This is a genomic window from Roseburia faecis (genome assembly GCF_001406815.1).
GTDB lineage: Bacteria > Bacillota > Clostridia > Lachnospirales > Lachnospiraceae > Roseburia > Roseburia faecis.
The window spans coordinates 58,510-78,883 of record NZ_CVRR01000082.1; the positions used below are offsets into that span (position 1 = coordinate 58,510).

Below are 20,374 nucleotides of genomic sequence, written 5' to 3' on the forward strand. Positions count from 1 at the left end.
GAAGAGAGGAGGACAAAACATTGAGTAGACTTAAAGAGCAGTACGAAAATGAGATCAAAGACGCAATGATCAAAAAGTTCGGATACAAGAATACAATGGAGGTTCCAAAGCTTGACAAGATCGTAGTTAACATGGGTGTTGGTGAGGCTAAGGAGAACGCAAAGCTTCTTGAGGCAGCTGTAAAGGACATGGAGGCTATTACCGGTCAGAAGGCTGTTACAACAAAGGCTAAGAATGCGATCGCAAACTTCAAGATCAGAGAGAACATGCCAATCGGATGTAAGGTTACCTTACGTGGCGAGAAGATGTATGAGTTCGCTGATCGTCTGATCAACTTAGCATTACCTCGTGTACGTGACTTCCGTGGCGTTAATCCGAACGCATTTGATGGTCGTGGAAACTACGCACTTGGTATCAAAGAGCAGATTATCTTCCCAGAGATCGAGTACGATAAGGTAGATAAGGTTCGTGGTATGGATATCATCTTCGTTACAACTGCAAAGACAGATGAAGAGGCACGTGAGTTATTAACTCTGTTCAACATGCCATTTGCTAAATAATCAGGAGGGAATTTTTAATGGCTAAGACAAGTATGAAAATTAAACAGCAGCGTAAACCAAAATTCTCTACCAGAGAATATACACGTTGCAGAATTTGTGGACGTCCACATTCAGTTTTAAGAAAATACGGAATCTGTAGAGTATGTTTCCGTGAGTTAGCATATAAAGGTCAGATTCCAGGCGTTAAGAAGGCATCCTGGTAAACCTTTAAGAGAAAAGTTGTAGTCCAAAAGGAGGAAAAATGTCATGATGATGACAAGTGATCCAATTGCAGATATGCTTACAAGAATCCGTAATGCAAATACTGCAAAACATGATACAGTAGATATTCCAGCTTCTAAGATCAAAGTTGCTATCGCTGGCATCCTTGTTGATGAAGGTTTCATCGAGAAGTATGACATCATCGAGGATGGTAACTTCAAGACAATCCGTGTCACATTGAAGTATGGCGCTGATAAGAATGAGAAGATCATTACAGGAATTAAGAGAATTTCCAAGCCAGGTTTACGTGTATACGCTGGCAAGGATGAAATCCCGAGTGTACTTGGTGGATTAGGAATCGCAATCCTTTCTACGAACCAGGGAATCGTTACCGACAAGGAAGCAAGAAAGCTTCAGGTTGGTGGCGAAGTATTAGCATTTGTATGGTAGTCAAAACCAGATAGAAACTATTAACATCCAATAAATACAGGAGGTACGGGCATGTCACGTATAGGAAGAATGCCAATCGCAATTCCAGCTGGAGTAACAGTTGAGATCGCAGAAAATAATCATGTGACTGTAAAAGGTCCAAAGGGTACTTTGGAGAGAACTCTTCCATCAGAGATGGATATTAAGGTTGAGGGCTCTGAAGTCGTAGTTACAAGACCAAACGATTTAAAGAAAATGAAATCCTTACACGGATTAACAAGAACACTGATAAACAACATGGTTGTTGGTGTAACTGATGGTTACACCAAGATCCTTGAGGTAAACGGTGTAGGTTATAGAGCACAGAAGTCTGGAAAGAAGTTAACACTTCACCTTGGATATTCTCATCCGGTTGAGATGGAAGATCCGGAAGGACTTGAGGCAGTTGTTGAAGATAACAAGATTATCGTTAAAGGTATTGACAAAGAAAAAGTTGGCCAGTACGCAGCTGAAATCAGAGATAAGAGAAGACCTGAGCCATATAAGGGCAAGGGTATCAAGTATGCTGATGAAGTTATTAGACGTAAAGTTGGTAAGACTGGTAAGAAATAATTAAAGGAGTGGACAAGAAATGGTTAGTAAAAAGTCAAGAACAGAAGTTCGTGAAAAGAAGCATAGCAGAATGCGTAATCATCTTGCAGGTACAGCAGAGCGTCCTCGTTTAGCTGTATTCAGAAGTAATAACCATATGTATGCTCAGATTATTGATGATACAGTTGGAAATACACTTGTTTCTGCTTCAACTCTGGATAAAGATTTAAAGGCAGAGCTTGAGAAGACTAATAACGTTGATGCAGCAGCAAAACTTGGTACTGTTATTGCAAAGAAAGCATTAGATAAGGGTATTACCACAGTTGTCTTCGATCGAGGCGGTTTTATTTACGCAGGCAAGGTAAAGGCATTAGCTGAAGCAGCAAGAGAAGCTGGTTTAGAGTTTTAGGAGGAGACAAACATGAAACGTGAAATCATTGATGCGAGTCAATTAGAATTAGTTGACCAGGTTGTTGACATCAAGCGTGTAACAAAGGTCGTTAAGGGTGGACGTAACATGCGCTTCACAGCTCTCGTTGTTGTTGGTGACAAGAATGGTCATGTTGGTGCAGGTCTTGGAAAGGCTGCTGAAATTCCTGAAGCAATCCGCAAAGGAAAAGAAGATGCAATTAAGAGCCTCATCAGTGTTAAATTAGACGAGAATAACTCTATTACACATGATGTAACAGGAAAATACACAGGTGCTTCCGTATTATTAAAGAAGTCTCCTGAAGGTACTGGTATCATCGCAGGTGGTCCGGCTCGTTCCGTATGTGAGCTTGCAGGTATCACAAATATCCGTACAAAATCATTAGGATCAAATAATAAGCAGAACGTTGTACTTGCTACTATCGAGGCACTTTCTCAGTTAAGAAGCCCGGAAGAAGTTGCAAGACTTCGCGGTAAATCTGTAGAAGAAATCTTAGGTTAAGGAGGAGCGACTAAGTCATGGCAGATAAAGTAAAAGTTACACTTATTAAGTCAACAATCGGTGCTGTTCCGAAGAACAAGAAGACAATCGAAGCTCTTGGATTAACTAAGTTACACAAGACTGTAGAGTTACCAAACAACGCAGCTACACAGGGCGCGCTTCGCAAGGTTGCACCATACGTTAACGTAGAAGAAGCATAGAATAAAATAAGGAGGTGCCAAAATGGATTTATCTAGTTTAAAAGCAGCAGAAGGCTCCGTACACAGCGATAACTTCAGAAGAGGTCGTGGACACGGTTCAGGAAATGGCAAGACTGCTGGTAAGGGCCATAAGGGTCAGAAGGCTCGTTCTGGAGCACCAAGACCAGGGTTCGAAGGTGGCCAGATGCCATTATACAGAAGATTACCAAAGAGAGGTTTCAAGTGCAGAAACTCTAAGGAAATCATCGGAATTAATCTTTCAGCTCTTGAGAAATTCGATAATGACACTGTAGTATCAGTAGATACACTGATCGAAGCAGGTATCGTTAAGAACCCAAGAGACGGCGTAAAGATTCTTGGAAATGGAGAATTTACTAAGAAGCTTACAGTCCAGGCTAACGCTTTCAGTGCTAGTGCCAAGGAGAAGATTGAAGCTCTTGGTGGAAAAGCTGAGGTGATCTAATGTTTAAGACACTGCGTAATGCATTTAAAGTAAAGGACATTCGAGATCGAATTCTTTTTACTTTTTTGATGCTGATCATCATCCGGATCGGAAGTGAACTTCCGGCTCCGGGTGTTGATGGGGAAGTGTTTAAACAGTGGTGGGCAAGCCAGTCTGCAGACGGACTTGGATTTTTCAATGCGATTACAGGTGGTTCTTTCCTGAATATGTCTGTATTCGCACTGAATATTACACCGTACATTACTTCATCCATCATTATTCAGCTGCTTACCATTGCGATTCCGAAGCTTGAAGAAATTCAGCGTGACGGAGAAGAGGGAAGAAAGAAGATGGTTGCACTTACCCGTTATGTGACCATCGTTCTTGCATTGATTCAGTCTATAGCAATGACAATCGGTTTTTACCGTGGTGGATATCTCACCGGCCAGGGACCTTTAGCCGTTATTGAGGTTATTACAGGACTTACGGCAGGATCTGCAGTTCTTATGTGGATTGGTGAGCGCATCACAGAGAAAGGTATCGGAAATGGTATTTCCATTGTATTGGTTATCAACATCATTTCACGTATGCCGGAAGATATGGGAACTCTTTGGAGTCAGTTCATTGCGAACAAATCCATTCCAAAGGGAATCGTGGCAGGCCTGATCATTATTGCAATCATCGTTGCAATGGTAGTATTCGTAGTAGTACTTCAGGATGCAGAGCGTAGAATCCCAGTTCAGTATTCCAAGAAACTGCAGGGAAGAAAACAGGTGGGTGGTCAGTCCACACACATTCCGCTTAAGGTCAATACCGGCGGTGTAATCCCTGTCATCTTTGCACAGTCACTGTTACAGACACCAGTGATTATCGCAGCGATTCTTGGAAAAGGTAATGGAACAGGTATCGGAAGCAAGATCTTAAAGGGAATGTCCCAGTCTAACTGGTGCAATCCGGAAGAGCCGATCTACAGTATCGGACTTGTGGTTTATATTCTGTTAATTATCGCGTTTGCATATTTCTATACACAGATTACATTCAATCCTTTGGAGATTGCAAACAATATGAAGAAAGCCGGTGGTTTTATTCCGGGTATCCGTCCTGGAAAGCCTACCAGTGATTATTTAAATCAGATACTCAACTACATTGTATTCATCGGAGCAGTTGGTCTGTCCATCGTTGCATTTATTCCAATTTTCTTCAACGGTGTATTTAAGGCAGATGTTTCTTTCGGTGGTACATCAATCATCATTATTGTCGGTGTTGTTATTGAGACAATTAAGCAGGTTGAGTCACAGATGAGAGTTCGCTATTACAAGGGATTTTTGAACGACTAATTATATTTTGGAGATACTGGATTCCGGTATCTCCATTTCCCTTATGATACGGGGAGCAATTCTTCTATATAAAAATATATCGTGTTTAATAACAGAAATGGAGAAATGATATGAAGATTATTATGTTAGGGGCTCCGGGGGCAGGAAAAGGAACACAGGCAAAGCAGATTGCTGCAAAATACCAGATTCCTCATATTTCCACCGGTGATATTTTCCGTGCAAATATCAAAAATGGTACAGAGTTAGGAAAAAAAGCAAAAACATATATGGATCAGGGTGCACTTGTGCCGGATGAACTGACCTGTGATCTGGTTATGGATCGTATCCAGCAGGATGACTGCAAAAACGGATTTGTTCTGGACGGATTTCCAAGAACAATTCCACAGGCGGAAGCTTTAGATGCAGCATTAAAGAAAATCAGCCAGACGATGGATTATGCAATTGATGTTGATGTTCCGGATGAGAATATTGTAAAACGTATGGGTGGAAGACGTGCCTGCTTAAATTGCGGGGCAACATATCATATCGTATTTAATCCGACAAAGGTGGAAGGCAAGTGTGATGCCTGTGGAGCGGAAACCGTACTTCGGGATGATGACAAGCCGGAAACTGTACAGAAGCGTCTGTCTGTATATCATGAACAGACACAGCCACTGATCGATTATTACAAGGCACAGGGAATCCTGAAATCCGTTGACGGAACCAAGCCAATGGATGAAGTGTTTACCGATATTGTTGCAATCTTAGGTGAATAAGATGAAAGTAACGATCAAATCTGCTGAAGAGATTGAAAAAATGCGCCGCGCGGGGGAAATCCTCGCTGCCGTGCATCAGAATCTTGCAAGAGAAATCAAACCTGGGATGTCTACTTTGGACATTGACCGGTTGGGGGAAGAGATGATCCGCGGATATGGATGTATTCCTTCATTTAAAAATTATTGCGGATATCCGGCGTCCATTTGTGTTTCGGTAAACGAAGAAGTGGTGCATGGGATTCCGACAGACGAGAGGATCATCAAAGAAGGAGATATTGTCAGTCTGGATGCAGGAGTTATTTATGAAGGCTATCATTCAGATGCGGCGAGAACCGTTGCAGTCGGAGAAGTGAGTGAGGAGGCAAAGCTTCTGATCGAACGGACCAGACAGTCCTTTATCGAAGGAATGAAAAAAGCAGTGGCTGGAAATCATCTTTATGATATTTCCGCAGCAATTGGTGACTATGCAAATCAGTTTGGATATGGAGTGGTCGAGGATCTTTGTGGACATGGAGTTGGAAGCCATCTTCATGAAGAACCGGAGATCCCGAATTTCAGACAGTCACGGTTTCGCAGAGGAATTAAGCTGAAACCGGGGATGACACTTGCCGTGGAGCCGATGATTAATGTGGGAACCAAAGATGTACTCTGGATGGATGATGAGTGGACCGTTGTCACGGAAGATAAGTCATTATCCGCTCACTATGAGAATACGATACTTATTACAGATGGAAAACCGGAGATCCTTTCTCTGACAGAAGAGGAAAAGAAAGCCGGATTTTTAAATCTCTTTTAACAACAGGAAAATGGAAAAGAGTCGATACAGGAGGAAAGAAAGTTATGTCAAAAGCAGATGTTATTGAAGTGGAAGGCGTAGTAGTAGAAAAACTGCCAAACGCTTTTTTCAAAGTAGAACTTGAGAATGGTCACCAGATTCTGGCAACGATCAGCGGAAAACTTCGTATGAATTTTATCCGTATCCTGCCGGGAGATAAAGTAACAATTGAAATGTCCCCATATGACCTGACAAAGGGAAGAATCATCTGGAGAGATAAATAAAAAATATGTTGACTTCCACAAGGTGTCTGTGTATAATATTATTCGGACACTTTTTGGAAAGTACCTGAAAAATGCGGAAAACTGCAGAAACAGGGCTTTTATAGAGAAAGGAGGATTTGCTGTGAAGGTAAGATCATCAGTTAAGCCTATTTGCGAGAAATGCAAAGTCATCAAGAGAAAAGGAAGCATCAGAATTATCTGTGAGAATCCGAAGCACAAACAGAGACAGGGTTAATTACTTCTTGACAGAAGAACCCTGTTATTTGTGCGCTATGGTCAGTTTATAACAGACTGGCGAAAGCAGCATCGCATTTGCGATGAAATCATTATGTGCGGCTGCAGCGCAGTGAATTTGCGCTGTTCATAATAAACAGAGGCATAGTCTGGTCTTTTTTGCTATAATACCGAGTGGCATGGGACAAATATGCGAATATGGAAATCCTATTTGTATGCACACATTTCAGGACGTGCAACCGTAGCTGTATACGGATAGGGTTCGGGAAAATACGCGGTTGCAGGTGTATTTATGACTACTAAATAATCTTAAAAATTTTATGGAGGTGTAAACACACATGGCTCGTATTGCAGGTGTAGATTTACCAAGAGAAAAACGTGTAGAAATCGGTCTGACTTACATCTACGGAATCGGTAGAGCAAGTGCTGACCGTATCCTTGAAGCAGCAAACGTAGATCCTAGCACACGTGTTAGAGATCTTACTGACGATGAGGTTAAGAGAATCAGTGCAGTCATCGATGAGACACAGACTGTAGAAGGTGATTTAAGAAGAGAGATCGCTCTTAATATTAAGAGACTTCAGGAGATCGGATGCTATCGTGGAATCCGTCACAGAAAAGGACTGCCAGTTCGTGGTCAGAAGACTAAGACAAACGCAAGAACAAGAAAAGGTCCTAAGAGAACTGTAGCAAATAAGAAGAAATAAGTTTAATCAGAGAAAGTAGGTTAGTTTAGATATGGCTAAGAACGTTGCAAAGAAAACAACAAAAAAGCGCGTAAAGAAAAACGTTGAACGCGGACAGGCACACATTCAGGCATCTTTCAATAACACAATTGTGACAATTACTGATACTGAAGGTAACGCTTTATCATGGGCTAGTGCTGGTGGTCTTGGATTTAGAGGTTCAAAGAAATCTACTCCATATGCTGCACAGATGGCAGCAGAAACTGCTACAAAGGCAGCTTTAATTCATGGTTTGAAGACAGTTGATGTTATGGTTAAGGGACCAGGCTCAGGACGTGAGGCTGCTATCCGTGCCCTTTCCGCATGCGGTCTTGAAGTAGTTTCCATCAAGGATGTTACTCCAGTACCACATAACGGATGCCGTCCACCAAAGCGTAGAAGAGTTTAATTAGGAGGTATCGATTAAGATGGCAGTGAATAAAGTACCTGTACTGAAAAGATGTAGATCCCTTGGTTTAGAGCCAAGTTATTTAGGATATGATAAGAAGTCAAAGAGAAATCTTCAGAGAGGAAACCGTAAGGTATCTGAGTACGGACTTCAGTTAAGAGAAAAGCAGAAGGCTAAATTCATCTATGGTGTATTAGAGAAGCCTTTCCGTAATTACTATAAGAGAGCAGATAAGATGAGAGGATTAACAGGTCCAAACCTGATGACAATCCTTGAATCAAGACTTGACAACGTAGTATTCCGTCTTGGATTCGCAAGAACCCGTAAGGAAGCAAGACAGATCGTTGACCACAAGTTCGTAACCGTAAACGGTAAGGTTGTAAACATTCCTTCTTACCTGGTTAAGGCTGGCGATGTTGTTGAGATTAAGGAAAGCAAGAAGAACATTCAGCGTATGAAAGACATCGTTGAGGTTGCTGGTGGAAGAATCGTTCCAGAATGGTTAGATATCGACGCAGAGAAGCTGCAGGGAACTGTAAAAGAGTTACCATCCCGTGAGCAGATCGACGTTCCAGTAAACGAGATGCTTATCGTCGAGTTATATTCTAAGTAATTAGTTTAACGCATCGTAAACCCGAGAAGGAGGGACTTTGTAGTGTTCGATTTTGAAAAACCAAAAATTGAGATCGCTGAAATTTCAGAAGACAAGACATATGGCAAATTTGTTGTAGAGCCTTTGGAAAGAGGATATGGTACTACACTTGGCAACTCTTTAAGAAGAATTATGCTTTCTTCTTTACCGGGAGCTGCTGTAAGCCAGGTGAAGATTGACGGAGTTCTCCATGAATTCAGTTCAATCCCGGGCGTTAAGGAAGATGTTACTGAAATTATTATGAACATCAAGAACCTCGCTATCCGCAATAACAGTTCTACAAATGAACCAAAAGTTGCTTACATTGAATTCGAAGGGGAAGGCGTTGTTACAGCTGCAGATATCCAGGTCGATTCGGATATCGAAATCATGAATCCTGAATTGGAGATCGCACATTTAAACGGTGGTGCAGACTGCAAGCTCTATATGGAACTTACCATTACAAAGGGCAGAGGATATGTCAGCGCAGATAAGAATAAGACAGAGGATACACCAATTGGTGTGATCGCAATCGATTCTATCTATACACCGGTAGATCGTGTAAATGTAACGATTGAGAATACTCGTGTAGGTCAGGTTACTGATTATGATAAGCTTACATTGGATGTATATACCAATGGAACTTTAGAGCCAGATGAGGCAGTCAGCCTTGCTGCAAAAGTATTGAGTGAGCACTTAAATCTCTTCATTGATCTGTCAGATGCTGCACAGCAGGCAGAGATCATGGTTGAGAAAGAGAACGATACACAGGAGAAGGTTCTTGAGATGAATATCGATGAACTGGAATTATCGGTTCGTTCTTACAACTGTCTGAAGAGAGCTGGTATCAATACCGTTGCAGAGCTTATCAACCGTACTCCGGAAGATATGATGAAGGTTCGTAACCTTGGCCGCAAGTCTCTTGAAGAAGTACTTGCAAAACTCAAAGAGTTAGGTTTACAGTTAAATCAGGGTGAAGAATAATAAAAACTGGCGGTGTCAGTAATCCCGATGAGTGTGACAACGTCATAGAACATTTATGGCTTGTGGTTTGAAATGCCACAGAATTAAGAATGGGTTCTGCCGGTAAATCCAAAGAGTATGGCAGGATACCCCACAAATGGAGGAAAATTAAAATGGCAAAGTATCGTAAGTTAAGCAGAACATCCAGCCAGAGAAAGGCTTTAATCAGAGGTCAGGTTACTGCTCTGATCGCTAATGGCAAGATCGTAACAACAGAAGCAAAGGCTAAGGAAATCCGTAAGGTTGCAGAAGGCCTGATCGCTGCTGCTGTTCGTGAGAAAGACAACTTTGACGAAGTTACTGTTACTGCTAAGGTTGCTCGTAAAGATGCAGATGGCAAGAGAGTAAAAGAAGTTGTTGATGGTAAGAAAGTTACTGTTTATGACGAAGTAGAGAAGAAGATTAAGAAGGATCAGCCTTCCCGTCTTCATGCAAGAAGAGAAATGCTTAAAGTTCTTTACACAGTAAAGACAAATGACGGAACCAAGAAGGGCGCAAAGGAAGTTGACCTTGTTGCTAAGTTATTTGATGAGATCGCACCAAAGTATGCAGACCGTAACGGTGGTTACACAAGAATCGTAAAGATTGGTCAGCGTAAAGGTGACGGCGCTCTGGAAGTATTACTTGAGTTAGTTTAAAATTTGTCAATGAGAACCCTCATCTGTGAAGGCAGATGGGGGTTTTTATACTTAAAAGTGAGAATTCGCGCCGGTTTTGCCGATGCGGATTTTTTAAATTTATGAAATATGTGATTTGGAGAGAGGATAAGGTTTCCGTTCTGTTAAGGAACTAATTTAAAAGAGCATCAATTTCTCCAAAATCAATATACGATCATCATAAATATTTTCTGTCAAGTTTTTTGGACACATAAAACGGTCTCAGAGTTACAACCAGAGAATATTTGACAAATACCCTATAGGGGTATAACATAAGTGCAAAAATAAAAATCTTTCAGATAATACAAAAGGAGCAGACACAATGATCAAAACAACCTTAAAAATTGACGGCATGATGTGTGGAATGTGTGAATCCCACATGAATGATGTGATCCGCCAAAATTTTAAAATAAAGAAAGTGACATCTTCCGCACGGGATGGGGAGACGGTTATCATCAGCGAAGAGCCGATTGATATTCCGTGGGCAAAGAAAGTAATCCATGAAATTGGTTATGAGATGACCGGCAGTTCCAATGAGCCATACGAAAAGAAAGGACTGTTCCGCTTCGGGAAAAAATAAGGAGGTTTTTTACCAATGAAAAGGCAAAGCAAATTCTTTGGAGAGTTCAAGAAGTTTATTCTGCGTGGAAATGTGATGGATATGGCGGTCGGTGTTATTGTCGGCGGCGCATTTACGTCCATTGTGACATCTCTGAATGCAGATATCCTGACTCCGATCCTGGGAATTTTCGGAGGCACGGACTTTTCTTACCTTACGGTTACGCTTGGAACAGGAGAAAATGCACCGGTTTTGCATTATGGCAATTTTATTACTGCAGTAATCAATTTTCTGATCACGGCACTTGTGATTTTTATTATGTTGAAAGTTATCAACCGGATCACAGAAAAACTGAGCATGTTAGCAGGTATGGAGGAAGAAAAGCCGGAACCGGCAACAAAAAAATGTCCATTCTGTTATTCGGAAATTGATATCAGGGCAACCAGATGTCCGCACTGTACATCCGTATTGGATGAACAGGAATAAAAACAAAATAATAACACTATTGGAAGGGAGTGACAGAGCCATCATGGAGGTCACTTCTTTTTCAAAATCAGGCGAGCATGAAATTAGAAATAGAAAAGAGGAAAACAATATGGACGAAAACACAAAAAAGCGCTTAGACCAGCAGTTTGCTTTTATCCGGGAAATTGACAGGGAAAAATTTATTGGGAGACAAACCTATTTATCGGATGGCAGACGAAAGGAAAATGATGCGGAGCATGCCTGGCATATGGCGATCATGACCATGCTGCTCAGTGAGTATGCGAATGAACCGATTGATGTGCTTCATACAATCGGCATGCTTTTAATCCATGATCTGGTGGAGATTGATGCCGGAGATACTTATGCTTATGATGAGGAGGGAAAGAAGACACAGGCTGACCGGGAGAAAAAAGCGGCCGACCGGATTTATGGTCTTCTTCCGGAAGAACAGGGAAAGATGCTGTATGATCTGTGGCTTGAATTTGAGGCGCAGAAGACGCCAGAAGCAAAGTTCGCGCGTGTGATGGATAATCTACAGCCTATGATGTTAAACGCCGCTACAGACGGCAAAGCGTGGGTAGAACACGGGGTGCATCTGGCACAGATTATGAAGCGTAACGAGCATACAGCAGAATATTCTGAAACTTTAATGGAATATGCAAGGGAAATGTTTATACAGCCGAATCTTGACAACGGGCATATCATCGAGGATGAAAAGAAATAGTTCAGGGCTGCAATGCAGAACAAAAGCGTGTGAAAACCAGAAAATTTTCACACGCTTTTCGTCTGCGTTTTTTATGAGATTGTCATGAAATAATTACGCATTTTTTGCATCGTTGTACTTCTTTACATAATTCTTGATACGATCGTATGGATTCAACAGATCGCTGATAGAAGAATCATGATTTAAAGTATCAATGATATATGCAATATATTTACTCATATCGCAGCTGATATAGTACTCACGGGAGAGAAGCTCCGGAGTCTGATAAATCAGGTTTGTGGTTACTACACGGTAAATCAGGCCTTCTTCGTATGCTTTATCGAAAGAAGCAAGTCCGTTTGTGAATAATCCGAACGTAGAAACAACGAAAATACGGTTTGCTTTACGCTTCTTTAATTCACGTGCAGTGTCAATCATGCTTTCGCCGGAGGAAATCATATCATCAATGATCAGTACATCTTTGCCTTCGACGTTGGAGCCTAAGAATTCATGGGCAACGATCGGGTTACGTCCGTCTACGACACGGCTGAAGTCACGTCTCTTGTAAAACATACCCATATCAATGCCAAGTACGTTTGCAAGGTAAATTGCACGGTTGGTGGCACCTTCGTCCGGGCTGATGATCATCAGATGCTCGGCATCAATGGTCAGATCCTTTACGTTCTTTAAGATACCTTTGATGAACTGATAGGAAGGCATTACATTCTCAAAGCCATTCAGAGGAATAGCATTCATAACACGAGGATCGTGAGCATCAAATGTGATGATGTTGTCGATTCCCATATTGTAAAGCTCCTGCAGTGCTAATGGGCAGTCAAGAGATTCACGGGCAGTTCTTCTGTGCTGACGGCTTTCGTACAGGAATGGAAGAATGACAGTGATACGGCGGGCTTTTCCGCCGACTGCAGCAATGACACGCTTTAAATCCGCAAAGTGATCATCTGGAGACATATGATTGGTATGTCCGCAGAGTGAATAGGTCATGCTGTAGTTCGTAACATCTACCATGATATAGAGGTCATAGCCCCGGACAGACTGATTGATAACACATTTCGCTTCTCCGGAACCAAATCGTGGAATATGAGGCTCGATGATGTAGCTTTCTTTGTGATATTCCTTGAAAGCAATATCGTTGTGATGCTCGTGTTCGCGATGCTCTCTCCAGGTGGACAGATAGCTGTCTACTTTTTTTCCTAATTCCATACAGCTTGCAGTCGGAATCAGTCCGAGAGTACCGGTTGGCATGGTTTCCAAAATTCTTTCGTCGTTTGGCATGATTTTCCTCCAGGTTTAAATTAATTGATAAACATATATGCATATAATAGACCCATAACTATGGGGTATTATCTGGAAATGATACGTGTGCGTTTCTGTTTGCGGATATCTTCTTCTGTGAACAGATTGATAAAAGTATAGGAATCTAAAATACGTGAAAATGTTCGTTCAGAATAGGACTCCTTGATCCGTTCCACACTCAGGTTGGTAGAAATAATGGTGGATTTTTGCCGGATCAGCCGTTCATTCACACACAAAAACAGCTGGGAAGAGGTAAAAGAGTTAATCAGTTCTGTTCCCAGGTCGTCGATGACTAACAAATCGCAGTCGAAAATATTCTGGTGTGTGGCAATTGCATCGGAATCTTTTTCAAACACACCTTTGCTTAATATATCAAATAATTGAAATGCTGTAAAGTAAATTACGGAATATCCGTGGTCAAGAAGTTCTTTGGCAACACAGTTTGTCAGAAAAGTTTTTCCGACACCGGTTTTTCCGTAAAACAGCAGATTTTTTGGCTTGTGATCAAAATCGTCAATAAAATAATGACATTCCCGCACCGCTTTTTGTGCGGTTTCATAAGAAGAAAGTCCTGTCAGCGGATTTTTTTCCTCTTTCGAATAAAAATCGTAGCGGAAATTGTCAAAATTTTCAATACGGAGTATTTGGCGAATGTTGGACTGGGCATAGACGGTATTGATAATTGCCTGTTTAAAACAGTGGCATTTTTTCCCGTCGATATACCCGCTGTCTTTGCAATCCGGACAGGTATAAACCGGGTCCAGATAGTCTGCCGGATACCCGCTTGCAGTAAGGAGCTGCTGCCGTTCCAGAGACAGGGCACTCAGTTCCTGCTTTAAGGAGGCCAGTGCATGGGTGTCTCCATCAAGATGCAGACGCGCCTGACGGACGGAAGAAGATGCAACACTTGCATCAATTTCCTTCAGACGGGGAAGCTTTTTTAAAACCTCCGCACGCCGTGTTTCGAGAATATGACGGTTATGCAGTTGGCGCTCATCGTATTCATGCATGATCTCATCATACTGTGCATTGGAAAGCGGCATTTGATTCTCCTTTTATTGCTCAACAGATGATATGGGAGTGATTATGACCGGATCGGAGAGTTTAAAAGCATGGCTTCCAGACTCTTATAGTCATTTTCACGGGATTCAAAGTTATTAAAATTGTTTTTCTTCGGAGAAGCGGCTGCATTTGCTTTCACTGCGGCTCTCTCCTTTTTCTTTTGCTGATGGGTGGCGTCGAGGCGTTTGACATCTTCCAGAGAATGTACCTTGTCGTTATACCAGCTGGTCAGAATAGAATCGGCATAACTGAAACTTGACTGACCGGTACTGGAAATGGTGCGGGCACAGGCTTCCTGGATCAATGACAGATCAAAAGCGTATTCTTTGGTCCATTTGCGGATCATGGCTGTTTCGGAATCGATAAGGTTTCTTCCTGTGATGCCGAAAGCTTTCATGACGGCGTAGTACGCTTTGCTGCGGACGGCGGCTTCACTTTTGGCCTGTTCCACAGAAGTAATTTTTTTCTCATGCCATGCCAGTGCCACTTTATTCAGATAACGAAGATTTGTATGTCCTTTGCTGACGCAATATTCCACCAGATAGACGATCAGTTCGGCAGAAAAGTGAAGATCTTCATGCCAGAATAAGATCGTGTTGATATCATTCTCACTGAATGGATGCCGGATATAGGTTTCCACGACAAAAAGCATTTCCTGAATATCCGGATTTTTCTGAAATTCTGCGATTTCATCCAGCGTATAATGGCGGATCTGCGGTTCCTGCGGCTGATTCACAGGCTGGGAGCCAGAAACGTTTTCCCCTGCAGCGGATGCTGGTGTTTCTTCCAAAGAAACAGCAGACGGGGCAGGAGAGGAAGATGCCTCTTCCGTGTCTGTGGAATCTTCCGGAAACGGAAGAAGACCGATTCCGCACAATTTACCGTCGGCGGTTTCCTCCAGAGAGAGGAGTCCTTCTTTCTGCCAGTAACGCAGTGCACGCTGAATGTCCATTTCTGTATTGTTAAATTTGTCAGCAATTTCAGAAATTGTACAATTTGATGCATGAGAATGGATGCACCGTAATAAATATAAATATACCTTAACAAATTCCCCGTTTGCTGACGGCATAAAGCGGTCAATAAACTGGTTGGGAACGATTGTGTCCGTGGCTGGACAATCATTGTGCAGCTGAATGTTTATCATATGTCATAGTACCTTTCTTATTATGCATTTGTGATTATAGCACAATCATTTTCCAAATGGAAGAAGAAAAACACCCGTAAATCCCTGGTAATCAGGGGGATACTGATTGTGAACAACATTGTGGATAAAGTGGATAAGTCCACCCAAACGTACAAATTCAAAACGGAAAGGAGTGGATAAATATAGACAAAAAATCCACACAGAACGAAGAAAGAATCAACGTTTCTATGTGGATAATGTGGATAAGTTATTTTCCAAGGAGGGATTCGCCGATTTCTACGACATTTCCGGCTCCCATGGTTATCAACAGATCTCCGTTCATACAATTTTTTAATAAAAACTTTTCGATCTCTTCAAAAGAAGGAAAATAGTGCGCGTCTTTTCCTTTGGCTGTCAGGCGCTCCAGAATATCTTTCGAGCTTACACCGAAGGTATTCTGTTCGCGGGCAGCAAAGATGTCTGCCAGAACAATGACATCTGCCATGGAAAGTACTTCGGCAAAATCATCCAGAAAAGCTTTGGTGCGGGAGTAGGTGTGTGGCTGGAATACCAGCACCAGACGCTTATGCGGATATTTCTGCGCGGCGGTCAGTGTCGCACGGATCTCTGTCGGATGATGTGCATAATCGTCAATGATGGTGACACCGTCTACGGTTCCTTTGTACTGGAAACGGCGGTTGGCACCGTGGAAAGCGTCCAGACCTCTGATGATGGCATCTGTGCTGATTCCCATGGTACAGGCAAGGGCGATGGCGGCCATGGCATTTCCGGCATTGTGTCGTCCGGGAACGGCAAGTTTGATTTCACAGATGGCCTCTTTGTTGTGCATGGCGGTAAAAGAAGGACAGGCTTTGTCATCATATGTCAGATTATCTGCATAATATTCACAGGAATCATCAAAACCGTAGGTGATGATCTGCTGTGGAAGTCCGTCGGTCAGTTCCTGATGGTCTGCAATTTCTCCATTGATAATGGTTGCTCCGTCTGCCAGTGTATTGCCGGCAAATTTACGGAAAGAACGACGGATGTCGTTGATATCCTTGAAAAAGTCCAGATGTTCTGCTTCTACATTTAAGATGATGCTGTATTTTGGACGGAAATTCAGGAAACTGTTGGTGTATTCACAGGCCTCCGAAACAAAGATTCCGGAATGACCGACACGCAGGTTTCCTCCGATAGAGGGAAGAATTCCGCCAACAGTGATGGTCGGATCGGATTTCGCAGCAAGAAGAATCTCACTGATCATGGAAGTTGTGGTTGTTTTGCCGTGGGTTCCGGCAACGGCAACGGAATTGTTGTAGTTGTCCATGATCTGTCCAAGCAGTTCTGCACGGGAGAGCATTGGCAGTCCCTGGGATCTGGCCTCTGCAAATTCCGGATTATCCGGATGGATTGCGGCTGTGTAGACAACCAGATCAATGCCGGGAATGATATTTTCGGCACTTTGTCTATAAAAAATCTGAGCACCTTTGGATGCGAGCATGCGGGTAAGATCGGATTCTTTTGCATCGGACCCGGAAATCGTAAAGCCTTTTTCCAGAAGAATTTCAGCGAGTCCGCTCATGCTGATTCCGCCAATTCCGATAAAGTGAATATGAATGGGGTCATTAAATTTTAATTTATACATCAGGATTACCTACCTATTTTAATAAAGTTTTTTTCTATTATACCACTCTATAACCAAAGGCGCACCCGAAAATATATTGTGCATTTTGCCAAAAAACAACAAAAAAACTCAGCATTTTTGTATAAACTGTTGTACATAAAAGGATAATATGATATACTACAGTAATAGTAAGAAACAAACATAATATTTAGAACAGACGAGGAGTGATGACGTGATTAAGAAAGAAATGATAGCCATGCTTTTAGCAGGCGGTCAGGGCAGCAGACTTGGAGTTCTGACATCGGACGTCGCCAAGCCGGCGGTAGCATTTGGCGGCAAGTACAGAATTATCGATTTTCCACTCAGCAATTGTATCAATTCCGGAATTGATACGGTTGGTGTGCTGACGCAGTATCAGCCACTCCGGCTGAACACACATATCGGCATCGGCATTCCGTGGGATCTCGATCGGAACAATGGTGGAGTGACCGTACTTCCACCGTATGAGAGAAGCAATAACAGTGAATGGTATACCGGTACAGCCAATGCCATTTATCAGAATCTGCGCTATATGGAAAGTTATAATCCGGAATATGTTCTGATCCTTTCCGGAGATCATATTTATAAGATGGATTATGAGGTTATGCTGGACTTCCATAAGGCAAATCATGCGGATGTGACGATTGCGACGATGCCTGTTTCCATGGAGGAGGCAAGCCGTTTCGGAATTGTGATTGCGGATGAAAACAAAAAGATTCAGGATTTTGAGGAAAAACCGGAAAAACCGCGGAGTAATCTGGCATCCATGGGAATTTATATTTTCTCCTGGAAAGTATTAAGAGATGCTCTTATCGAATTAAAAGATCAGCAGAGCTGTGATTTCGGAAAGCATATTATTCCGTATTGCTTCAAAAACAACAAGAGGCTTTTTGCATATGAGTTCAACGGTTACTGGAAGGATGTGGGAACACTTGGCTCATACTGGGAAGCCAATATGGAGCTGATTGATCTGATTCCGGAATTCAATCTCTATGAGGAGTTCTGGAAGATTTACACGAAGTGCGATACGATTGAGCCGCAGTACATAGCACCGGGGGCAAAAGTGGAGCGCTGCATTATTGGGGAGGCAGCAGAGATCCATGGAGCGGTGATCAATTCGGTAATCGGACCAAACGTATATATTGGACCGGGGGCTGTCGTGCGGGATTCCATTATTATGAAGGATACCAGTATCGGCAGGGATGTAACGATCGACAAATCCATAATTGCAGAAAACTGCAGAATTGAAGATGGGGTAACACTGGGAATAGGAGAAGCAGCACCAAACAAATTAAACGAGAGTGTTTATTCGTTTGGACTGGTAACGATTGGAGACGATTCTGTTGTTCCGGAGAATGTAAAGGTGGGCAAAAACACAGCCATTTCCGGTGTGACAGTAAAAGAAGATTATCCAGACGGGGTATTGGCAGGCGGCGAAGTAATCATTAAGGCAGGTGACAGAAAATGAAAGCAGTAGGAATTATTTTGGCGGGTGGCAATAACAACCGGATGGGAGAACTGTCCAGAAAACGTGCGATTCCGGCGATGCCGGTCGGCGGAAGTTTCCGCTGCATTGACTTTGTCTTAAGTAATATGAGCAATTCGCATGTACAGACAGTTGCGGTACTCACACAGTATAATTCCCGTTCACTGAATGAACATTTAAGTTCTTCAAAATGGTGGGATTTTGGAAGAAAACAGGGAGGTCTGTATCTGTTTACACCAACCGTTACGGCAGAAAACAGTGACTGGTACCGAGGCACGGCAGATGCCATGTATCAGAATATTGATTTCCTGAAAAACCGTCACGAACCGTATGTGATCATATCCAGCGGTGACTGTGTGTATAAGATGGATTACAATGACCTGCTGGAGTTTCATATCGCAAAGAAAGCAGATATTACCATTGCATGCAAGGATATGCCGGCAGATGCGGATGTCAGCCGTTTCGGAGTCGTCCGTATGAATGAAGATTCCCGGATCACGGATTTTGAGGAAAAACCGCTGGTGGCACAATCCAATACGATTTCCACAGGAGTGTATATTATCCGGAGAAGACAGCTGATCGAAATTCTCGAAAAATCAGCGGAGGAAAACCGGTTTGATTTTGTTACGGATGTGCTGGTGCGTTACCGCAATGTAAAGCGTGTGTATGGATATAAACTGAATAGTTACTGGAGTAATATTGCAAGTGTAGATGATTACTTCCGTACAAATATGGACTTTTTGAAACCGGATGTGAGAAAGTACTTTTTCCGCGAAGAGCCGAAGATTTATTCGAAAGTGGATGATCTTCCGCCGGCAAAATACAATATGGGATCGGACGTCAGCAACAGTCTGATCGCCAGTGGATGTATTGTAAACGGCAGGGTAGAAAATTCTGTTTTGTTTAAGAAAGCGTTTGTAGGAAAAAATTGCGTGATCAAGAATTCGATTATCTTGAATGATGCATATATTGGCGATAATACGCATGTAGAAAACTGCATTGTGGAGAGCCATGGAACGCTTCGGGCAAATACATTTTATTCCGGAGACGATGCTGTCCGGATTGTTGCAGAAAACAACGAAAGATATATGCTCTAGGGAGAGACTAGAAGGGGGATACATATGCAGATTACAGACGTTAGAATCCGCAAGGTGGAAAAAGAAGGCAAGATGAAAGCCGTGGTATCTATCACAATCGATGATGAATTTGTCGTACATGATATCAAAGTGATCGAAGGGGAAAAAGGATTGTTTATTGCGATGCCGAGCAGAAAAGCCGGCGACGGAGATTTCCGGGATATCGCACATCCGATCAATTCCGCTACAAGGGATCAGATTCAGGGATTGATACTGAAAAAGTATGAAGAGGTCTTGCAGGAGAAGGAATAAACGATTAAAATAAGAGAAATGGGACTGTGGAGTAATCCATGGTCCTTTTCTTAATTACAGACTTTTTGAATCCGTAATTGCGAAACTTATGGATGGGCGGCTCCCGTGTGGTGGCTGGGGCTGCTGCTTCCTGTGACGTGCTCAACATCCAGAATCAAGAATCTGCAGAAAATGACCGCGTGGCTCCTTTGATGATTTGCGTTCGTTCAAGTTTCGACAGCGGCGCGGCTTGTGTCCGTCTGGCAGGGACGCGTCCGAAGGATTTCGTGTCTGCCTTAGCGGAGTGCTTCAAAATACTGTGCTCGCGGGTCGGTTTGCGACCACATTTATGAAAGGACTGTCAAAGTGTTCATAGGGAGACACAACCGGGAGCGGGCGCAATAAAATTTTTGAAGTGCTCC

General features: G+C 42.6%; 28 protein-coding genes. 24 read left to right on the forward strand and 4 right to left on the reverse strand.

From position 1 onward, the window contains the following. The first annotated feature begins 20 nt into the window (after positions 1-20). The 21 genes from rplE (at position 21) to M72_RS15335 (ending at position 11,952) form a co-directional block, all read left to right on the forward strand. The gene (gene rplE / locus M72_RS15235; protein ID WP_022046389.1) at positions 21-560 is read left to right on the forward strand and encodes a 50S ribosomal protein L5; all 540 of its coding nucleotides are present in this window, start codon (positions 21-23) and stop codon (positions 558-560) included. Positions 561-577: 17 nt separating this feature from the next. Then, positions 578-763: a type Z 30S ribosomal protein S14 gene (locus M72_RS15240; RefSeq protein ID WP_022046388.1), complete on the forward strand. Its 186-nt coding sequence runs from the start codon at positions 578-580 to the stop codon at positions 761-763. 46 nt (positions 764-809) lie between these two features. Further along, complete coding sequence (gene rpsH / locus M72_RS15245) at positions 810-1,211, forward strand: 30S ribosomal protein S8 (protein ID WP_055068855.1); 402 nt, start codon at positions 810-812, stop codon at positions 1,209-1,211. 51 nt (positions 1,212-1,262) lie between these two features. After that, positions 1,263-1,802 carry a 50S ribosomal protein L6 gene (gene rplF, locus M72_RS15250; protein ID WP_055068827.1) on the forward strand — a complete coding sequence of 180 codons (540 nt, stop codon included), beginning with the start codon at positions 1,263-1,265 and terminating at the stop codon, positions 1,800-1,802. A 19-nt stretch (positions 1,803-1,821) separates the two neighbouring features. Then, positions 1,822-2,190 (forward strand): 50S ribosomal protein L18, encoded by a 369-nt coding sequence (gene rplR / locus M72_RS15255; RefSeq protein ID WP_022046386.1) that lies wholly within the window; start codon positions 1,822-1,824, stop codon positions 2,188-2,190. Positions 2,191-2,202: 12 nt separating this feature from the next. After that, complete coding sequence (gene rpsE, locus M72_RS15260) at positions 2,203-2,712, forward strand: 30S ribosomal protein S5 (protein ID WP_022046385.1); 510 nt, start codon at positions 2,203-2,205, stop codon at positions 2,710-2,712. Between the two features lie 17 nt (positions 2,713-2,729). Next, the gene (gene rpmD / locus M72_RS15265) at positions 2,730-2,912 is read left to right on the forward strand and encodes a 50S ribosomal protein L30 (protein ID WP_022046384.1); all 183 of its coding nucleotides are present in this window, start codon (positions 2,730-2,732) and stop codon (positions 2,910-2,912) included. A 22-nt stretch (positions 2,913-2,934) separates the two neighbouring features. After that, a complete protein-coding gene (gene rplO / locus M72_RS15270; protein ID WP_022046383.1) occupies positions 2,935-3,375 on the forward strand; it encodes a 50S ribosomal protein L15 in 441 nt (146 codons plus the stop codon). Next, positions 3,375-4,691 carry a preprotein translocase subunit SecY gene (gene secY / locus M72_RS15275; protein ID WP_022046382.1) on the forward strand — a complete coding sequence of 439 codons (1,317 nt, stop codon included), beginning with the start codon at positions 3,375-3,377 and terminating at the stop codon, positions 4,689-4,691. The genes rplO and secY overlap by 1 nt, the downstream gene beginning before the upstream one ends. A 110-nt stretch (positions 4,692-4,801) precedes the next feature. Then, entirely contained in the window at positions 4,802-5,446 is a 645-nt protein-coding gene (locus M72_RS15280; protein WP_022046381.1) for an adenylate kinase, read from the forward strand. A gap of 1 nt (position 5,447) precedes the next feature. Then, positions 5,448-6,242 carry a type I methionyl aminopeptidase gene (map, locus tag M72_RS15285; protein WP_055068828.1) on the forward strand — a complete coding sequence of 265 codons (795 nt, stop codon included), beginning with the start codon at positions 5,448-5,450 and terminating at the stop codon, positions 6,240-6,242. Between the two features lie 44 nt (positions 6,243-6,286). Then, positions 6,287-6,505 carry a translation initiation factor IF-1 gene (infA, locus tag M72_RS15290; protein WP_012741348.1) on the forward strand — a complete coding sequence of 73 codons (219 nt, stop codon included), beginning with the start codon at positions 6,287-6,289 and terminating at the stop codon, positions 6,503-6,505. Between the two features lie 121 nt (positions 6,506-6,626). Beyond that, positions 6,627-6,740 (forward strand): 50S ribosomal protein L36, encoded by a 114-nt coding sequence (gene rpmJ, locus M72_RS15295; protein WP_003022746.1) that lies wholly within the window; start codon positions 6,627-6,629, stop codon positions 6,738-6,740. A 337-nt stretch (positions 6,741-7,077) separates the two neighbouring features. After that, positions 7,078-7,446: a 30S ribosomal protein S13 gene (rpsM, locus tag M72_RS15300; protein ID WP_022046379.1), complete on the forward strand. Its 369-nt coding sequence runs from the start codon at positions 7,078-7,080 to the stop codon at positions 7,444-7,446. A gap of 31 nt (positions 7,447-7,477) precedes the next feature. Continuing rightward, positions 7,478-7,873 (forward strand): 30S ribosomal protein S11, encoded by a 396-nt coding sequence (rpsK, locus tag M72_RS15305; protein ID WP_022046378.1) that lies wholly within the window; start codon positions 7,478-7,480, stop codon positions 7,871-7,873. Between the two features lie 19 nt (positions 7,874-7,892). Next, entirely contained in the window at positions 7,893-8,486 is a 594-nt protein-coding gene (gene rpsD / locus M72_RS15310; RefSeq protein WP_022046377.1) for a 30S ribosomal protein S4, read from the forward strand. A 42-nt stretch (positions 8,487-8,528) separates the two neighbouring features. Further along, positions 8,529-9,488 carry a DNA-directed RNA polymerase subunit alpha gene (locus M72_RS15315; RefSeq protein WP_022046376.1) on the forward strand — a complete coding sequence of 320 codons (960 nt, stop codon included), beginning with the start codon at positions 8,529-8,531 and terminating at the stop codon, positions 9,486-9,488. Between the two features lie 152 nt (positions 9,489-9,640). Further along, positions 9,641-10,165: a bL17 family ribosomal protein gene (locus M72_RS15320; RefSeq protein WP_055068829.1), complete on the forward strand. Its 525-nt coding sequence runs from the start codon at positions 9,641-9,643 to the stop codon at positions 10,163-10,165. 340 nt (positions 10,166-10,505) lie between these two features. Next, entirely contained in the window at positions 10,506-10,763 is a 258-nt protein-coding gene (locus tag M72_RS15325) for a heavy-metal-associated domain-containing protein (protein WP_055068830.1), read from the forward strand. Between the two features lie 15 nt (positions 10,764-10,778). Further along, positions 10,779-11,228 (forward strand): large conductance mechanosensitive channel protein MscL, encoded by a 450-nt coding sequence (gene mscL / locus M72_RS15330; protein ID WP_055068831.1) that lies wholly within the window; start codon positions 10,779-10,781, stop codon positions 11,226-11,228. A 109-nt stretch (positions 11,229-11,337) separates the two neighbouring features. Further along, entirely contained in the window at positions 11,338-11,952 is a 615-nt protein-coding gene (locus tag M72_RS15335; RefSeq protein ID WP_022046291.1) for an HD domain-containing protein, read from the forward strand. A gap of 93 nt (positions 11,953-12,045) precedes the next feature. Here M72_RS15335 and M72_RS15340 read toward each other — a convergent pair whose 3' ends face one another. The 4 genes from M72_RS15340 to murC all read right to left on the reverse strand — a co-directional run bounded on the left by M72_RS15340 (position 12,046) and on the right by murC (position 17,081). Beyond that, positions 12,046-13,227 (reverse strand): ribose-phosphate pyrophosphokinase, encoded by a 1,182-nt coding sequence (locus M72_RS15340; RefSeq protein WP_022046292.1) that lies wholly within the window; start codon positions 13,225-13,227, stop codon positions 12,046-12,048. Between the two features lie 68 nt (positions 13,228-13,295). Beyond that, a complete protein-coding gene (locus tag M72_RS15345; RefSeq protein ID WP_055068832.1) occupies positions 13,296-14,291 on the reverse strand; it encodes an ATP-binding protein in 996 nt (331 codons plus the stop codon). 41 nt (positions 14,292-14,332) lie between these two features. Then, the gene (locus M72_RS15350) at positions 14,333-15,454 is read right to left on the reverse strand and encodes a DnaD domain protein (RefSeq protein WP_055068833.1); all 1,122 of its coding nucleotides are present in this window, start codon (positions 15,452-15,454) and stop codon (positions 14,333-14,335) included. Positions 15,455-15,701: 247 nt separating this feature from the next. Then, positions 15,702-17,081 (reverse strand): UDP-N-acetylmuramate--L-alanine ligase, encoded by a 1,380-nt coding sequence (murC, locus tag M72_RS15355; protein WP_022046295.1) that lies wholly within the window; start codon positions 17,079-17,081, stop codon positions 15,702-15,704. Between the two features lie 211 nt (positions 17,082-17,292). Here murC and M72_RS15360 point away from each other — a divergent pair, with 211 nt between their 5' ends. From M72_RS15360 to spoVG, 3 genes are read left to right on the forward strand one after another with little or no spacing between them, the layout of a single operon-like run. Next, complete coding sequence (locus M72_RS15360; protein WP_022046296.1) at positions 17,293-18,567, forward strand: glucose-1-phosphate adenylyltransferase; 1,275 nt, start codon at positions 17,293-17,295, stop codon at positions 18,565-18,567. Further along, a complete protein-coding gene (gene glgD / locus M72_RS15365; protein ID WP_055068834.1) occupies positions 18,564-19,682 on the forward strand; it encodes a glucose-1-phosphate adenylyltransferase subunit GlgD in 1,119 nt (372 codons plus the stop codon). The genes M72_RS15360 and glgD overlap by 4 nt, the downstream gene beginning before the upstream one ends. 24 nt (positions 19,683-19,706) lie before the next feature. Then, positions 19,707-19,973, forward strand: a complete 267-nt coding sequence (gene spoVG / locus M72_RS15370) for a septation regulator SpoVG (RefSeq protein ID WP_022046298.1) — start codon at positions 19,707-19,709, stop codon at positions 19,971-19,973. Positions 19,974-20,374: the final 401 nt, after the last annotated feature.

Excerpts from the sequence above, each read along its gene's own strand:
- M72_RS15350 (WP_055068833.1), bottom strand. The coding sequence starts at position 15,454 with ATGATAAACATTCAGCTGCACAATGATTGTCCAGCCACGGACACAATC.
- rplO (WP_022046383.1), top strand. The coding sequence starts at position 2,935 with ATGGATTTATCTAGTTTAAAAGCAGCAGAAGGCTCCGTACACAGCGAT.
- rpsK (WP_022046378.1), top strand. The coding sequence starts at position 7,478 with ATGGCTAAGAACGTTGCAAAGAAAACAACAAAAAAGCGCGTAAAGAAA.
- M72_RS15240 (WP_022046388.1), top strand. The coding sequence starts at position 578 with ATGGCTAAGACAAGTATGAAAATTAAACAGCAGCGTAAACCAAAATTC.
- M72_RS15345 (WP_055068832.1), bottom strand. The coding sequence starts at position 14,291 with ATGCCGCTTTCCAATGCACAGTATGATGAGATCATGCATGAATACGAT.
- M72_RS15335 (WP_022046291.1), top strand. The coding sequence starts at position 11,338 with ATGGACGAAAACACAAAAAAGCGCTTAGACCAGCAGTTTGCTTTTATC.
- M72_RS15340 (WP_022046292.1), bottom strand. The coding sequence starts at position 13,227 with ATGCCAAACGACGAAAGAATTTTGGAAACCATGCCAACCGGTACTCTC.
- glgD (WP_055068834.1), top strand. The coding sequence starts at position 18,564 with ATGAAAGCAGTAGGAATTATTTTGGCGGGTGGCAATAACAACCGGATG.
- M72_RS15325 (WP_055068830.1), top strand. The coding sequence starts at position 10,506 with ATGATCAAAACAACCTTAAAAATTGACGGCATGATGTGTGGAATGTGT.
- mscL (WP_055068831.1), top strand. The coding sequence starts at position 10,779 with ATGAAAAGGCAAAGCAAATTCTTTGGAGAGTTCAAGAAGTTTATTCTG.
- M72_RS15320 (WP_055068829.1), top strand. The coding sequence starts at position 9,641 with ATGGCAAAGTATCGTAAGTTAAGCAGAACATCCAGCCAGAGAAAGGCT.
- rpsD (WP_022046377.1), top strand. The coding sequence starts at position 7,893 with ATGGCAGTGAATAAAGTACCTGTACTGAAAAGATGTAGATCCCTTGGT.
- rpsH (WP_055068855.1), top strand. The coding sequence starts at position 810 with ATGATGACAAGTGATCCAATTGCAGATATGCTTACAAGAATCCGTAAT.
- infA (WP_012741348.1), top strand. The coding sequence starts at position 6,287 with ATGTCAAAAGCAGATGTTATTGAAGTGGAAGGCGTAGTAGTAGAAAAA.
- rplF (WP_055068827.1), top strand. The coding sequence starts at position 1,263 with ATGTCACGTATAGGAAGAATGCCAATCGCAATTCCAGCTGGAGTAACA.
- spoVG (WP_022046298.1), top strand. The coding sequence starts at position 19,707 with ATGCAGATTACAGACGTTAGAATCCGCAAGGTGGAAAAAGAAGGCAAG.
- secY (WP_022046382.1), top strand. The coding sequence starts at position 3,375 with ATGTTTAAGACACTGCGTAATGCATTTAAAGTAAAGGACATTCGAGAT.
- rpmD (WP_022046384.1), top strand. The coding sequence starts at position 2,730 with ATGGCAGATAAAGTAAAAGTTACACTTATTAAGTCAACAATCGGTGCT.
- murC (WP_022046295.1), bottom strand. The coding sequence starts at position 17,081 with ATGTATAAATTAAAATTTAATGACCCCATTCATATTCACTTTATCGGA.
- rpsM (WP_022046379.1), top strand. The coding sequence starts at position 7,078 with ATGGCTCGTATTGCAGGTGTAGATTTACCAAGAGAAAAACGTGTAGAA.
- rpsE (WP_022046385.1), top strand. The coding sequence starts at position 2,203 with ATGAAACGTGAAATCATTGATGCGAGTCAATTAGAATTAGTTGACCAG.
- map (WP_055068828.1), top strand. The coding sequence starts at position 5,448 with ATGAAAGTAACGATCAAATCTGCTGAAGAGATTGAAAAAATGCGCCGC.
- M72_RS15280 (WP_022046381.1), top strand. The coding sequence starts at position 4,802 with ATGAAGATTATTATGTTAGGGGCTCCGGGGGCAGGAAAAGGAACACAG.
- rplR (WP_022046386.1), top strand. The coding sequence starts at position 1,822 with ATGGTTAGTAAAAAGTCAAGAACAGAAGTTCGTGAAAAGAAGCATAGC.